The organism is Desulfococcus sp. (assembly GCF_041737845.1).
Classification (GTDB): domain Bacteria; phylum Desulfobacterota; class Desulfobacteria; order Desulfobacterales; family Desulfococcaceae; genus Desulfococcus.
This window is the reverse complement of record NZ_JBGSQX010000136.1, coordinates 21,411-35,512: the sequence shown is the minus strand read 5'-3', so window position 1 is coordinate 35,512 and position 14,102 is coordinate 21,411. Positions and strand designations below refer to the sequence as shown.

General features: G+C 58.3%; 11 protein-coding genes. 3 read left to right on the top strand and 8 right to left on the bottom strand.

Translation table 11 applies throughout. The features are described from left to right. The coding region (locus tag ACEW8N_RS15970; RefSeq protein ID WP_373500841.1) for a hypothetical protein at positions 1 to 367 on the bottom strand (367 nt) is incomplete at its 3' end. Between ACEW8N_RS15970 and ACEW8N_RS15965 the strand changes: the two genes are divergently transcribed. Next, entirely contained in the window at positions 354 to 737 is a 384-nt protein-coding gene (locus ACEW8N_RS15965; protein WP_373500839.1) for an HGGxSTG domain-containing protein, read from the top strand. The two genes, ACEW8N_RS15970 and ACEW8N_RS15965, sit on opposite strands and share 14 nt — an antisense overlap. Positions 738 to 1,291: 554 nt before the next feature. Here the strand turns inward: ACEW8N_RS15965 and ACEW8N_RS15960 are convergent. The 6 genes from ACEW8N_RS15960 to ACEW8N_RS15935 form a co-directional block, all read right to left on the bottom strand. After that, entirely contained in the window at positions 1,292 to 2,083 is a 792-nt protein-coding gene (locus tag ACEW8N_RS15960) for a DUF169 domain-containing protein (RefSeq protein WP_373500838.1), read from the bottom strand. Positions 2,084 to 2,486: 403 nt separating this feature from the next. Next, the gene (locus ACEW8N_RS15955) at positions 2,487 to 5,498 is read right to left on the bottom strand and encodes a type I restriction endonuclease subunit R (protein WP_373500837.1); all 3,012 of its coding nucleotides are present in this window, start codon (positions 5,496 to 5,498) and stop codon (positions 2,487 to 2,489) included. Beyond that, positions 5,495 to 6,964, bottom strand: coding sequence for a restriction endonuclease subunit S (locus ACEW8N_RS15950; protein ID WP_373500836.1), 1,470 nt, complete (start codon positions 6,962 to 6,964; stop codon positions 5,495 to 5,497). Before ACEW8N_RS15950 ends, ACEW8N_RS15955 begins: the two co-directional genes overlap by 4 nt. Continuing rightward, entirely contained in the window at positions 6,961 to 8,151 is a 1,191-nt protein-coding gene (locus ACEW8N_RS15945; protein ID WP_373500835.1) for a Fic family protein, read from the bottom strand. The genes ACEW8N_RS15950 and ACEW8N_RS15945 overlap by 4 nt, the downstream gene beginning before the upstream one ends. 142 nt (positions 8,152 to 8,293) lie before the next feature. After that, positions 8,294 to 10,276: an N-6 DNA methylase gene (locus tag ACEW8N_RS15940; RefSeq protein ID WP_373500834.1), complete on the bottom strand. Its 1,983-nt coding sequence runs from the start codon at positions 10,274 to 10,276 to the stop codon at positions 8,294 to 8,296. 86 nt (positions 10,277 to 10,362) lie between these two features. Further along, the gene (locus tag ACEW8N_RS15935; protein WP_373500833.1) at positions 10,363 to 10,641 is read right to left on the bottom strand and encodes an HU family DNA-binding protein; all 279 of its coding nucleotides are present in this window, start codon (positions 10,639 to 10,641) and stop codon (positions 10,363 to 10,365) included. Between the two features lie 574 nt (positions 10,642 to 11,215). On the opposite strand from ACEW8N_RS15935, the gene ACEW8N_RS15930 reads away from it, so the two are divergent. Both ACEW8N_RS15930 and ACEW8N_RS15925 read left to right on the top strand, forming a co-directional pair. Further along, positions 11,216 to 11,350: a hypothetical protein gene (locus ACEW8N_RS15930; protein WP_373500832.1), complete on the top strand. Its 135-nt coding sequence runs from the start codon at positions 11,216 to 11,218 to the stop codon at positions 11,348 to 11,350. Positions 11,351 to 11,493: 143 nt separating this feature from the next. Further along, positions 11,494 to 12,648, top strand: coding sequence for a YhcG family protein (locus ACEW8N_RS15925; protein ID WP_373500831.1), 1,155 nt, complete (start codon positions 11,494 to 11,496; stop codon positions 12,646 to 12,648). A gap of 796 nt (positions 12,649 to 13,444) precedes the next feature. Here ACEW8N_RS15925 and ACEW8N_RS15920 read toward each other — a convergent pair. Beyond that, positions 13,445 to 14,101, bottom strand: a complete 657-nt coding sequence (locus ACEW8N_RS15920) for a TrkA family potassium uptake protein (protein ID WP_373500830.1) — start codon at positions 14,099 to 14,101, stop codon at positions 13,445 to 13,447. Between the last annotated feature and the right edge of the window lies 1 nt (position 14,102).

Genomic DNA, 14,102 nt, shown 5'->3' with positions numbered 1-14,102 from the left:
TGATTCTCAGCTCTGATCTGATGGACATATCCGGGTGAAACAGCGGCGCCTGCGAGGGGACTCCGGCGCCAAGGGATAGCCCGGTGCGGTAGACTGCTGTCTGCCTCTCAAAAAGGGCTCGGCTCACGCCGAGCCCTTTTTTCCTCGGTAAATCTCCGCGGGAAAATTCTGGGAATTTAACGAAAAAATCTACAGCATGAGCCTTCTCGCAGAGGCCGTAAATAAAAGCACCTTCCAGGACAGCCGCAAACAGTATTTGGATCTTGCTGCCAAGCTTTCCCGGACGTACGCGAAACAGATGGAAGGACTCCGGAGGTACCGCCAGAAAGGCCAACAGCGTATGACCGTCGAACATGTCCACGTGCATTCAGGCGGCCAGGCGGTGGTCGGCCAGATCAACCAGAGCTAATGGAGGAACGGGGGTGAGCATAAATTCACAGGAACAACCCGCAGCGGCGCCCATGACCCCGCCTGAGCGTCCATCGATCGTGTGCGGCGCAAAAACCAGGGCGGGATCACCCTGTTTGAACCCGCCCGAAGAAGGCCGCCGGCGCTGTCGGCTCCACGGTGGCGCTCAGGGCAGCGGGGCGCCCATGGGCAACAAAAACGCCCAGAAGCATGGATTCTACGCGGCCGAGGCCATCGCCCGGCGGCGTGACGCCCGTAATCTGATCAAGGAAAGCCGGGAGTTGATGAGCTATATCTTCAAGGAGTCCGAAAGCAGCCAGACCTTGTGACTCAGCGAAATGTTCTTTCCACACGTGTGGAAACCGCTCCATTGAGACCCGCCCATCAACGACAGCGCCCTCACCATGGCCCTCCTGGACCGGTTCCTGGAACCCGAGGCTGCCGTGCTCCGCGAAGGCGGCATGTTGAACCACCTCCCGCATGAAGGGCTCGAACAGGCAATGGTCGGCCAAGGCCACCAGGAGGAGGGTCACCTCCTGCCACCACCCTTGCCCGAACTTGTCCGCCAGCTGCTTCAGGACATCTGATTTTCCATACCCCGATAGGAAAATCCGCTGGATCTCCCTGGCTGCCAGATATTCCTGAAACCCAAGGTGCATGAAGCCGTATTGATCCCCACTCCAGCCGGTGAGCAGACCCGAGTCGTCCCGGACGGCCTTTAGAAAATCAGCCGCGGACCGTCTCGGACTGCACAAGACCCTGGCGCTGTCCAATTCCGTGCCGATAACCGGATCCGCCAAGCCGGTGCCCAGCTTCCGTTCAACGGACAGCTCATCGAAAGAAAGCCCCATCACCGCCTGCGGAAACAGCTGGTGAACCCGGGCTAAAACAATTTCAACCGATCCGCCATCTCCCCGTACATTGGCGGGAATTCTGGCTGGTAGTTGAGGTAACTCGGCACCGGATACCGGGCGCCCACCTTTTTCCCCACCACGTTCAAGGACTCGTACAACGGCAGCAGTAGACTGCCCGGGATGCTGAGGACCAGTTCATCATCCTGGGTCATTGAAAAAATGCGGTCTCCCAGCCCGGGGATGGCGATGCGGGGGGCCGCGGTTTGAAGGGGGGCGATCAGGTATTCGGTGCACTCGACTTTGCCGCCGAAACTTCCGGTAATCCGCTTCCCGCATGCATGGACGGCGGCCTGGGCCAGACGCATGATCTGGGCCGGGTTACCGTAAAACGCCACGGTGTCCGGTTCAAACAACCCCTTGGACAGGGGGGCCATCAGAATCGCCGGATAGGCGTCGTTTTCCAGAGTGCACATGTTTTCCGCCTCATCTGCGGCAGGAGCGGCTTCCGGGTGGAATCCAACCGCGCAGAACAGCTCTCCGAGGGTGCCCCCGATATCCTCTGCACCGCTGAAGCCGAAGGCAATCATGGCCGGCACACAGATCAGATCCTCCTTTGTCAGCCCCACCGTCCATCCGTAGAGGCGCACCATGGAAACCGCCTGGCAAATGGTGATGCGTTTACCCAGATCCCTTGCCGGAGAGCGCGTTTTCTCCGGGAACGCATCAGCGCTCTTCAAAAACTTGACTGCCAGCGGGAATGACTTCATCCGCGACGCCTCGCGAACCGCATCCGAAATCTCAGCATAGTTGACTGTTGCCACGATCTCTCCTTTCTTTTCCGATTGCAGAACATGGATTCGACACACGCATCCGCCCGCCGATTCCATCAATGCCGGCATCGATTTCTGGTGCGCCGCTTTCTCCCTGATTTCCACCGCCCGCAGAGATAAGGCATCGCCTGGGCAGGTCGCCACGCAGGGCGGGCCGAATTCCCGTCCGGGCTGACCCTCGCAGAGGTCGCACTTTTCCATGAAGCCGGCAGGTCCGAATTGGGAAATCCCATAGTTTCACAAACGCATAGATCCCACAGCCGCCGCCCGGCCCGCCGGGGCCGAACATGCCGCAGACCGTGGGGATCACCTTCTCACCAGCCAATTTTGCCGCCACAATGAACACCATGCCATACCGAATGCGGCATCGCAAAGGCTATCCGTGAAGAATTCCCTATCCCCGAAAGGAAGCGCTTTCGCCATACGTCAGCCCGAAGACCGTATCCGTCATCCAGCGTTTGAAGCCCTCGTTGTCCATAAATTGCTTGAACAGCTCCGTGTCGTCCTTCATTACCGCGGTCATGACCCGCAGGAGCGCCTTGTCGTGCTCGATGCGGGCGTTCTGCTTGTCCGAGTGCTGCTGGGCGTTTTTGTAGGCGGTGTCCGCGGCCACGCGGGCGGGGATGGTCTCGGTGATGAGCCGGCGCACCCGGTCGGCATCCTGCCACTGGATGTCGCCGAAGTGTTCGTTGAACACCTTGATGATGTTGGAAAGCCGGTCCAGCTCGGGTTCCGGCCGGTGCCCTCCCGCTGTGGTCGGAACCGGCTCGATCTCGGCGTCCTCGTCGGGCAGGAGGATCTTTTGCATGGCCCGCTTCTCAACCCGGTAGCTGTCCATGTCGATGGCGTCAAGAATCCCCTTGGAGAGGTCCTCCTCCTGCGGCGCCGGCAACTTCGGGACCAGAAAGTTCAGAAAGATCGAGCGTTTCTCCCACGCGGCGTTGGTGTAGGGCAGCACCGAGGAGAGGAAGGCGTAGGTTCGCACGAAGCCCTTTGCCTTGCCCTTGAAGTCCACCTGGCCGTCCTCGTCGAGGTCGCCGAGGTAGACGGCCACGCAGGCGTCGAGGATGGGGTCGAGCCGGTCGCGTTCGGCCCCGCCGAGGTACAGTGCCACGAAGTCATCGATCTGGTCGGCCGAGTAGACCTGGGCGCCGTCCAGGTCGGCCTGCAGGTCGTGGAGCTTGTCGGGATCGGTTTCGTCGGCCAGGATCGTGGCCCGGTAGAACGGAGCGAAGGCGACGCGGATCGTATCCGCGTCGTTCAGGAAGTCGAGCACGAAGGCGTCATGCTTCCTGGGGTGCGCCCGGTTGAGGCGGGAGAGCGTCTGCACCGCCTGGATGCCCGAGAGTGTCTTGTCCACGTACATCGTGTGGAGGAGGGGCTCGTCGTAGCCGGTCTGGAATTTGTTGGCGCAGACCAGGAAGCGGTATGGCTCCTGCCGGAACCTGTCGGCGATCCGGGAGGGGGGAAAGCCGTTCAGCGATGCCTCGTTGACCTTTACCCCGCCGTACTCGTGGTCGCCCGAGAAGGCCACCAGCGCATCGACCTGGCTCTTGCGCTCCTTCAGGTAATCGCGGATGGCATGAAAATACTGGATTGCCCGCTCGATGCCGTTGGTCACGACCATCGCCCTGGCCTGACCGCCGATCTTGCCCCGGGCGAACACCTGCTCGTGGAAGTGGTCCACCATGATTTCGGCCTTGAGCCGGATGGCATGATCGTGTCCCTCCACGAAGCGACGCAGCTTCTTCTGTGCCTTCTTCACGTCGAACTCGGGATCGTCCTCCACCGTCTGGGCGAGCTTATAGTAGCTCTCCACCGGCGTATAGTGGGCAAGCACGTCCAGGATGAAGCCCTCCTGGATCGCCTGCTTCATGGTGTAGGTGTGGAAGGCGTGGTGCTTGATGGTTCCGTCAGCCTGTGGATCGGGCGCGCCGAAGATCTCCAGGGTCTTGTTTTTGGGGGTGGCGGTGAAGGCGAAATACCCTGCGTTGGGCAAGAGTTTGCGGGATTCCATCAGGCGGTTGATCTGGTCCTCGACGGTCTCCTCCTCGTCTGCTTCACCCGCCTCTGACAGGGCCTGGCCCATGGCCGCGGTGGTCCGCCTGCCTTGGCCGGAATGGGCCTCGTCGATGATGATGGCGAAGGTTCGTCCGCGGTGCTCACCCCCGATCTCGTCAATGATCCAAGGAAATTTCTGCACCGTCGAGATGATGATCTTCTTTCCCTCCTCGATGAACCTTCGCAGGTCGTCCGAGCGTTCCGCGTGTCCCACCGTGGCACTGACCTGGGCATATTGCTTGATGGTGTCGCGGATCTGGCGGTCGAGGAGGATGCGGTCGGTTACCACGATGATTGAGTCGAAGACCGGGGTGCCGTCTTTTTCGAGCCCGATCAACTGGTGGGCCAGCCAGGCGATGGAGTTGGACTTACCGCTGCCCGCCGAGTGTTGAATCAGGTAGCGCATGCCTGGGCCGTGCTTGCCGGCGTCGGCCAGCAGCTTTCTGACAACGTCCATCTGGTGATAGCGGGGCCAGATCTGGGTCCGCTTCTTCCTGCCCGTATGCTCGTCCTTCGATGCCACCACCTGGGCGTAGTTCTCCAGGATATTGGTCAGGCTCTCGCGGGTGAGGACTTCGCGCCACAGGTAGTCGGTCTTGAGTCCGTGCGGGTTGGGCGGGTTGCCGGCGCCGTCGTTCCACCCACGGTTGAAGGGCAGGAACCACGAGGCCTTGCCTTTGAGATGGGTGCAGAAGCGCACCTCGTTTTCGTCCACGGCGAAGTGGGCCACGCAGCGGCCGAATTCGAAGATCTTCTCCCGTGGGTTCCGGTCTTTCTTGTATTGCCAGACCGCGTCGTCCACGGTCTGCTTGGTGAGGCTGTTCTTTAGCTCGAAGGTGAAGACCGGGAGGCCGTTGATGAAAAGGGCCATGTCGAGGGCAAGCTGGGTCTCGTCGCGGCTGTATTTTAGCTGGCGGGTGACGGTGAAGCGGTTCTGGTGGAAGAGCGTCCTGGCCTTTTCGTTGCCCGGGGATGGGGACCCATAAAAGAGGTCCAGGTCATGAGCACCGTGCTTGATGCCGTGCCGCAGCACGTCGATGGTGCCGCGCTTGCTGATCTCCCCTTGCAGTCGGGCCAGGAACTTGCGCCGCGTGGGTCCGTCATCATCCAGCGCCAGGGACTCGGCCGCCACGGGCTGGGTGGTCCGGAGGAAGGCGGCGAGCTGAACAAGATCGACGCAATACTCGCGGTCATAGTCGTGCGGGTTGCCGCAGATCCATCCTACGCCGCCATAACCGGCCGGTGCCTCCCCCATGGCGCCTTCCCTGGCCGGGTCACAGGGATGGCCGGTCAGCGCCGTGCAGACCTTCCGTTCGAGGCCGCGCTCGGAGGTGTCGGTTATCATGGCTCGTCCTCCCCGGGGATGAGGTCCATCTCGTCGATGTCCGCTTCGGCGTCGGTGTCGAGGGTGTCGTCAGTCTGGACCTCTGTTGCCAGGGGGTCGACCTCCGGCAGGGCGGCGGCAGCCTCGCGTACGTCGACCTTGCCGGTGACCACATCGGCGACCAGGCGGGTACGGTATTCGTTGAGGAGGTCGATCTCGCGGTTGGTACGGGCGATGGCGGTATCGATGTCGGCGGTGGTCTGGTCGAGGTACTCGACAATAGCGGCTTGTTCTGGAAGGGGAGGTCTAACTAACTGCGCTCGCTTTAGGTCCCGAATGTTGATACCTCGGACGGTCGCACCGATAATCATAGATTGGATCTGACTTTGGAACATCGGTGCTCTCACTGCGTGCAAGAGCCATCTTGGATTAACTCCGGTTCCTGCTGCTATCCGCGCCGCATCCTGCGTCAGATTAGCTCCAACAAGCCAATCAGGGACGACTTCAGCAGCCCCAACTCCACCCCGAATCGCAAACACGATGTCATTGCCAACGAGCCTCGATCGTACATAGCGTGATTCGATTTCTCTGGTCGTCTTAGAAAGTCGGTCTGGCTGAAGACGTCCGGGCTCACAGCTCCCGCCCTTTACTATCCAAACGCCATCATCGACATGTGGCCCAGGCAACACGATCCCGTACATCACGGGTCTTACTGGATCTGTGACTTGGTGGATCCTTCGCACCTCCCAATGCTCCGGTACCTCCCCCAACCACTCGACACCGGAGTCCTTCATAGGCACGTCGGGGTTGAGGCCGCGGGTGACGGCGCGGTGGATGATGGCCTGCTTCTGCTCGGTGAGCAGCGCGATCAGCTTCCGCTTGGCCCTTACCAACCGCCGCACCCGCCGGTCTACATGATTCAGATACCGCACGATGGCGGCTTGTTCGGGGAGAGGAGGGAGAGGAAGCCACACAGACTTGATGCTGGCGTGCGAAAGCCCGTATCGCGTCACCCCTTTCGCCTCCACATGGAACTGGTAGGCCAACCCCTTGCTTTGTAAAGCACGAAGCAGATAACCGCCAGATAATTCGTTGGCGAAAGATCGAAGCAACGCCAAATGGTATCCTAAAATCAAGTCGTCAGCAGGCTCCGTGACAAGCGCAGGAACGCCAATGTCGTTCCATGTTTCAGAATCCTTTGTAATAAGGACATCGCCTGCTTCCAGCCTGAATCGTTCAATCTCGGCAGGAGTGGCTGTCGCTTGCATGAAACCGATACGCTGATCGATGTGATCATGCTTGTATACGTCAACGTAGTTGCAGAGCCTGATTGGGATTTCATCTTCCGTGACGTGTTTATCCACATTGCTTACCCGCATTTCAGCGGCGTTTCGGAGCCGGCGAACGTCCCAATGCTCCGGTACCTCCCCCAACCACTCGACACCGGAGTCCTTCATCGCAGGATACGGCTTGAGGCTGGTGATCATGAATTCGTCTCCCCGGTTTCATCATGGAAGAGGTCGATGTAGCTCTGATACATGAATCTGCGGTTGCGGGTATGGCCGGTGATTTCTTCCAGGATCCGGTTACTCACAAACTTTGATACCAATTCGTTGGCTGCTTGATACGTGGTCCCGATGATTTTTCTCACGTCATCAACCGAGACAATCGGATGTTCGTAGAGGTTTTCAAGGACTCGATGTCCGTTGCCTGCTGCACGACCGAATTGTTCGGTGATGGCCATCCGGTGAGACTCGCGAAGGCTCAGAATGAGTCGCGCCGTTTCGGTGGCCTGTTTGCTGACCTCGGCCACACCGCGTAGGAAAAACGCCAGCCATTCTTCCCATGTACCTCGATCGCGCACGGACTGTAACTGGTCATAGTATTCCTGCCGATACCGTTTGAAGTAATGCGAAAGATACAGGACCGGCTTGAGCAGCACCTCCTGCTCGCACAGCAGGAAGGTGATCAACAACCGCCCAACGCGTCCGTTGCCGTCCAGAAACGGATGAATCGTCTCGAACTGCGCATGGGCCAGACCGATGCGGATGAGCATCGGCAGTTTTGGATCGGAATGTAGAAACCGCTCCAGGTCGCTCAAGTGTTGAACAACTTCCTGGGGCGGCGGCGGGACGAAGGTTGCTTCATTCAAAGAGCATCCGGCAGGCCCGATCCAGTTTTGGCTTCTGCGCACCTCACCTGGCGTCAGATGTGAGCCACGAACCCCCTTTAGCAACTCGGCGTGGATCTCACGAATCAGCCGTACCGACACTGGCAATTCGGAAAGGCGTTGCAGCCCATAGTTTATCGCTCGAACATAATTGACGACTTCGTCCACATCCTGCGGGCGATCTGGGGCAAAAATCCGCGCCTCGGCAGCCAGCACATCCTGAAGTGAACTCTGTGTACCCTCGATCTGGCTCGAAAGAACCGCTTCCTTGCGGACGTACATGAAAACGAACAAATCCGGATGAGGCAATGTCTGAATCGAGCCGTCCAGCCTTCCAAGAGCCCGATCGGCCTTTGACAACAGCATCTGCATTTCCGGGCTGATGGCTACGGGCGGATCAGGCGGTAGCGGTTTTGGACTGAATGCCCGATATCCGGTCGGCTGTTGAACGTATCTGCCTGCCCGACCTGGGATAGCGGGGCTTTGGGGCATCGCATCACTCATTTGTCTCGGCCCTCCGTCTTCCACAGGTCTGCGAACAATTGAACAACACAGGCTTGAACATGGACGGGAAAATGGCGTTTATTCAAGGCAAACTTGAATATGGGCCAAGACGGGAATTGTGTAAAAGGCAGCCTTGAATTGCTCATGTCATCGCCGCCCCCATAATCTCGCCCAGCAGCCCCCCGGTCTCCTTCACCAGGGCCAGGATGTCGGCGCGGATCTCCTCGATGGTGCGCATGGGCTGCGGCTTGTAGAAGTATCGGGTGAAGCTGATCTCGTAGCCGGTCTTGACGGTGTCGGGCACATACCAGGCATCCGGGGCGTGGGGCAGGACCTCGCGCTGAAGGAAGGCCTCGATGCCGCCGTTCTCGTTGAGGGGGATCTGCTCGGTGTCGCGCAGGTCGGTGTCCGGCTCATACTCGACCACGGCGGGCTTGCCGTTTACGGTGGCCCTGAAGAGGCCGCACAAGGGGGCGGGCGCTGTCCCCTTCCTGTGGATCTTCCGGATGACCGGCGGGGCGTCCTCGCTGCGGACACCCGTCTCCTTGAGCTTTTTGATTTCCGCCGGCTTGTAGACACGGTTCGGGTCGGTGCCCTCGATACGAAGCGGCCGCTCGACGGTCACCTTCCAGTAGCCGAAGGTGGTGTTGTCGAAGATCTTGCTTTCCTCGGTCTCCTCGAAAGCGAGGAAGGCGTCACAGACCCGCTGGATGTCGGCCCCGCCCAGCTCACAGTTCTTTTTGCCCAGGTTCTTGCGCAGGGCTTGATACCAGCGGGTGGCATCGATGAGCTGCACCTTACCCCTGCGATGATCGGGCTTTCGGTTGGTGAGCACCCAGATATAAGTGGCAATGCCGGTATTGTAGAACATGTTGAGGGGCAGGGCGACGATGGCTTCGAGCCAGTCGTTCTCGATGATCCAACGGCGGATGTTGCTTTCGCCCTGGCCGGCATCACCGGTAAAAAGCGAACTGCCGTTGTGAACCTCTGCGATGCGGCTGCCTAAACGGGTGTTCCGCTTCATCTTCGAGAGCATGTTGGCCAGGAAGAGCATCTGGCCATCGCTGGAGCGGGTGATCAGGGAATATTCCGGGTCGCCGGCGTGCTCGATCACAAAACGCGGATCGCGCATCTCCTTCTTGCCGCCCATACGCTCCAGATCGGTCTTCCAGCTCTTGCCATAGGGGGGATTGGAGAGCATGAAATCGAACTCACGGGACGGGAAGGCATCGTTGGAGAGGGTCGAGTGCTCGGGGCCGCCGACGATGTTGTCCGCCGCCTCGCCTTCGCCCTTGAGGAGGAGGTCGGCCTTGCAGATGGCGTAGGTTTCCGCGTTAATCTCCTGCCCATACAGGTGGGTGGCCACCGCTTTGCCATGCTCTTTAGCGAGCTGCTGCAGGGTTTCTTCGGCCACGGTCAACATGCCGCCGGTACCGCAGGCACCGTCATAGAGCAGGTAGGTGCCGGACTCGATCTCATGGGCGATGGGCAGAAAGATGAGCTTGGCCATGAGCCGTACCGCGTCGCGCGGCGTCCAGTGCTCCCCGGCCTCCTCGTTGTTTTCCTCATTGAATTTGCGCACCAATTCCTCGAAAATCGAGCCCATGCCATGGTTGTCGAGCCCGGGGTGCTTGACCGTATCGTCGCCGTTCAGGACCGGGGCGGGGCTCAGGTTGATCTCGGGTGAGGTGAGCTTTTCAATCAGCGTACCCAGGGCGTCGGCCTTGGAAAGCCGCGGAATCTGGTTGCGGAACTCAAAATTGTCGAGGATGTCCTGCACGTTGGGGGAGAATCCATCCAGGTAGGCCTCGAAGTCGGCCTTGAGCTGCTGGCGGTTGGCCCGGGCCTTGAGGTCCCGCATGGTGAACTTCGATGTATTGTAGAAGGATTGACCGGCTGCCTGGCGCAGGGCCGGGTCCTGTTCAACCACGCCCGCTTTGTCAAGGGTGTCCTTCATGTCGAGCACGTCCTTTTTGCTCCGTTCGAGAACAGCGTCGAGACGGCGCAGGACGGTCATCGGCAGGATGACATCGCGGTATTTGCCGCGGACGTAGAGGTCCCGCAGGACGTCATCGGCGATGCCCCAGATGTAACCGGTGATCCAATTCAGTTGGCTTTGTTCCATAATGCTCCGTGTGCTTCCGTTTTTAATGTAGCCCGTTGCGGCAGGAATGCCGATTGCCCGGTATATACCCTTGAAGGCGTTGTAAATCAGGTTTTATCCACCCGATCCTTCAGCTCCTTCCCGCATTTGAAGAACGGCAGCTTCTTGGGCCTTATCTTGACCTTTTCGCCGGTCTTGGGGTTCCTCCCGACATAGCTCTTGTATTCCTTGACATAGAATGAGCACAGCCCCCGGATTTCCACCCGTTTCCCATCCGCCAGGGCGTTGGCCATCCCTTCGAAGAAGACCTCGACTACCTTGGCGGCTTCGGCCTTGGAGAGCTTGTCTTTCTGTCTCAACATGTCGATCAGCTCCAGTTTGTTCATCTACGTCCTCCTTGGGTGTGGAACATATAACAAACTGGATAGGTTATACAATCGGAAAATTTGGTTGAAATCAAGGCAGGAGCGATATCGATGTGTTCGGCCCAATTGATAGTCGGTGTCCCTTCGGCAGGCGTGCCCGGGCCGAAAAAAGTTCGAGAGGCAGCGGGGCGCCCGGTTGTTCACCTGGGGATCTTACCGATTGGACTTGTGAGAGGTGATATCCGGATTCAGGGCAGTTCCTGGCTGCATCGGCACGGCCTCGTTCCACCCATGGCCCGCCGTGATGGTACATGGAGGCGCCGGAGGCGAGCGAGATGATGGCGGAAGCGGCGAGGTCGGCCCTGGTAATGATCGGCCACCTGTGCTATGGTTATGGTGGATCTACTTTTAGGGGGATGCGTCCTTATCTCATATGGACCTTAAGGCCTTCACGCGCATCCAACAGACCCCAAGGTGGACCCTACCTAAAAAAGACAGAGCGTCAAGATATAAGATTTTAGCTACAAACATGAACATACCTTGGGTCTGAGTGGACACAAAACGGGGTGTCCCTGCATGCTCTGGGGCGATCCTCATGCATACAATCTACAATAATTTCAGGACCTATTGGGTGGCGTGGACGGCCTTTCACGCCGGCAACAGGGGTTCGAATCCCCTTGGGGACGCCATTCTGGACAATTACATGATTCCCTTTGCAATAGCCGCCTGAAGATCATCTCTTCGGGCGGCTTTTTTGTTGTGGACACAACTTCCGGCCATAAATTGCCATCGGAAAGCCGCCCTGGGCAGCCGCAAGAGGAGTCGCCGGTATAACGTCCACAGAATATTGGCCCGGAAAAAAGAGGCCCGCCCATGAGCGCCACACCCCGCAAACCTTCCGCCAAACCCGGCACCCAGGACTTCACCGCCCTGGTGGATGCCGTGCGCCGGGTGCATGACGAGTGCGCCGCCGCAGTCACCCGCACGGTCAACACCACGCTCACGCTCCGCAACTGGCTTATTGGCGGCTACATCCGAGACTACGAGCAGAATGGCGCAGACCGGGCGAAATACGGGTCCCGCCTTCTTGAAAATCTTTCAGACTCGCTGCAAGGATGCTTGGACCGATGCTATACCGGACGCTATCTTGGGTTATGCCGCCAGCTTTTCGATACCTATCCGTCAATTCGGAAATCAGTGATTTCCGAATCCGGTATCGCGCTCGTCCCAGGGATTTTAGAACCATCCGTTGGACAACCGGAGACTCGGAAATCGGTGATTTCCGAATTTGAAACGGATTCGTGGACGTTGGTGCAGCGGCTTTCCTTCACGCACCTGGTTGAACTCCTCGCCATCGAGGATCCCCTCAAGCGCACCTTCTACGAGATCGAATGCATCCGAGGTAACTGGTCCGTGAGGGCTCTCAAAAGGCAGATCGCCACCCTGTATTACGAACGTTCGGGCCTTTCCAAAAACAAGGACAAACTCGCCGACTTGGCCCACGCCGCTGCCGAAAAGGCCGAGCCGAAGCTCGCCATCCGGGATCCCTACATCTTCGAATTCCTGGGTCTCAAATCCAGTGAGGTCGTCAGCGAATCCAATCTCGAAGACGCGCTTCTTGAGAACCTGCATGATTTCCTGATGGAGCTGGGTCACGGCTTTTGTCTCGAAGCGCGGCAGAAAAGCATCGTCATCGGAAACACCCGGGGGTTTGTGGATCTCGTTTTCTATCACCGCATCCTCAAGTGCCATGTCCTGATCGAGCTCAAGGTGGACAAATTCACCCACGAACACCTCGGCCAGCTCAACACCTACGTCTCCTGGTATCGCAAACACATGATGACCGATGGAGACAATCCGCCCGTGGGACTCCTGCTCTGCACGCAGAAAGACCACGTTCTGGTCGAATACGCCACGGCCAACATGGACAACCGGCTCTTCGTTTCAAAGTACCAGCTGGAGCTGCCCAAGAAAGAGGAACTGGAACATTTTCTCGAAACCAAGCGTCGGGAGATCACCGAAGGATAAACGATCATGACCGTACTTACATCCATCCTCCAGTCACTTCGTGATGCGACCGCCTATAACCGGCATGAACTGGCCGCCCCCCGGGTCATTCTCTGGCCGGATGAAGAGAGATTGTGGACCCGGTGCATCCAATCGCTGCGGGCGAGCTGCCCTGCCTTGTGGTCTCTGGACGATTATGCTCCCGACCAGGCGACCGGCCCGGCGGTTTGGCTGCGCTACCGACTGGAGATCCAAAAGAGCGACGACGTGCCGGTGCTCTATCCGCGGCCAGCGGAGCGAACTATAAGTGCTTCAGGGCGTTGTTCGCAGCTAACCTGGCGCTGGAGAGGGGTACCCCGAGGTTTCCAGCGGGCACAATATCGATTACGTTGGGGGATGGATAGACTGGATGCAGTCGAGCTTGAAGCTGCACGATGCCGAACCAGATGTCCGTTGGATGGATGGATGGTCTTCATGCCGTCCAGAGGTAAACTGGGCTGTCTTCGAACATCAAATGGTTAAATCAGCGGAGAGCATGTTGAACCGCGAGGGGTCTTCAGGGCAGTGGGTTGTTGAACCACTTGTGAACCACTTTTACGTGAAATTGAGCTATATAAAACTCTTTTTATGCGGGTTTTTAAAGAACAACTTATTAATTTCATTGATTTTCAACAAATTTGAATGTTATATCTCTCGCCTGCTAAGCGAGTGTACGGTGTCAAGCTGTACCGAGGGTTCGAATCCCTCTCTCTCTTTCTGCTATTTTTACGGCAGACCCCGGCTTCTTTAGTTGGGCTTTTTGTTTGGCGAACCCACCTTATTTCAACGCCTTGATCCGCTTGATATCCTCGGATTTCCCCAGCATGATCAGGATGTCGCTGTCCTTGACCACAAAGCTCGCGGGCGGGACCAGGCGGAAATTCTCCGGGACCAGTTCCCTGATGGCGATGATGTGCACATTGTACCTGGCCCGTAAATTCAGGTCCTTGAGACTCTTTCCAATGAATTCTCTGGGCGGCCCCACCTGAATAAGGTCGAATTCTTCCGAAATGGGAATGTAATCCAGGACGTTCGGCCGGGACAGCCCTCTTGATACCCGCAGGGCCATGTCCCGCTCCGGGTGGATGATTTCACTGGCACCCACACGCTTCAGGATCTTTTCATGGTCTTCGTCCAGAGCCTTTGCAAGGATTTTCTTGACCCCTATTTCCTGGAGATACAGACAAATCAGGATACTGGTGCTGATCTTCGTCCCCGTGGAGACAATGACGGCATCCATATTCTCCAGCCCAAGCGTTCGCAGGGCCTCCTTGTCCGTGGCGTTGAGAACGATCGCTTCGGTGCAGTGGGGATCAATGGCCTGAACCCGCCCCTTATCGGTGTCGATCGATATAACCTCGTTCCCGTCCTCATACAGGGCCCTGGCCGCATGAAACCCAAAGTTGCCCAACCCGATGACCGCGAATCGCTTCATG

Coding starts and splice junctions, on each gene's coding strand:
- ACEW8N_RS15965 (WP_373500839.1), top strand. CDS start 354: ATGTCCACGTGCATTCAGGCGGCCAGGCGGTGGTCGGCCAGATCAACC.
- ACEW8N_RS15955 (WP_373500837.1), bottom strand. CDS start 5,498: ATGATAACCGACACCTCCGAGCGCGGCCTCGAACGGAAGGTCTGCACG.
- ACEW8N_RS15950 (WP_373500836.1), bottom strand. CDS start 6,964: ATGATCACCAGCCTCAAGCCGTATCCTGCGATGAAGGACTCCGGTGTC.
- ACEW8N_RS15945 (WP_373500835.1), bottom strand. CDS start 8,151: ATGAGTGATGCGATGCCCCAAAGCCCCGCTATCCCAGGTCGGGCAGGC.
- ACEW8N_RS15940 (WP_373500834.1), bottom strand. CDS start 10,276: ATGGAACAAAGCCAACTGAATTGGATCACCGGTTACATCTGGGGCATC.
- ACEW8N_RS15935 (WP_373500833.1), bottom strand. CDS start 10,641: ATGAACAAACTGGAGCTGATCGACATGTTGAGACAGAAAGACAAGCTC.
- ACEW8N_RS15930 (WP_373500832.1), top strand. CDS start 11,216: ATGCATACAATCTACAATAATTTCAGGACCTATTGGGTGGCGTGGACG.
- ACEW8N_RS15925 (WP_373500831.1), top strand. CDS start 11,494: ATGAGCGCCACACCCCGCAAACCTTCCGCCAAACCCGGCACCCAGGAC.
- ACEW8N_RS15920 (WP_373500830.1), bottom strand. CDS start 14,101: ATGAAGCGATTCGCGGTCATCGGGTTGGGCAACTTTGGGTTTCATGCG.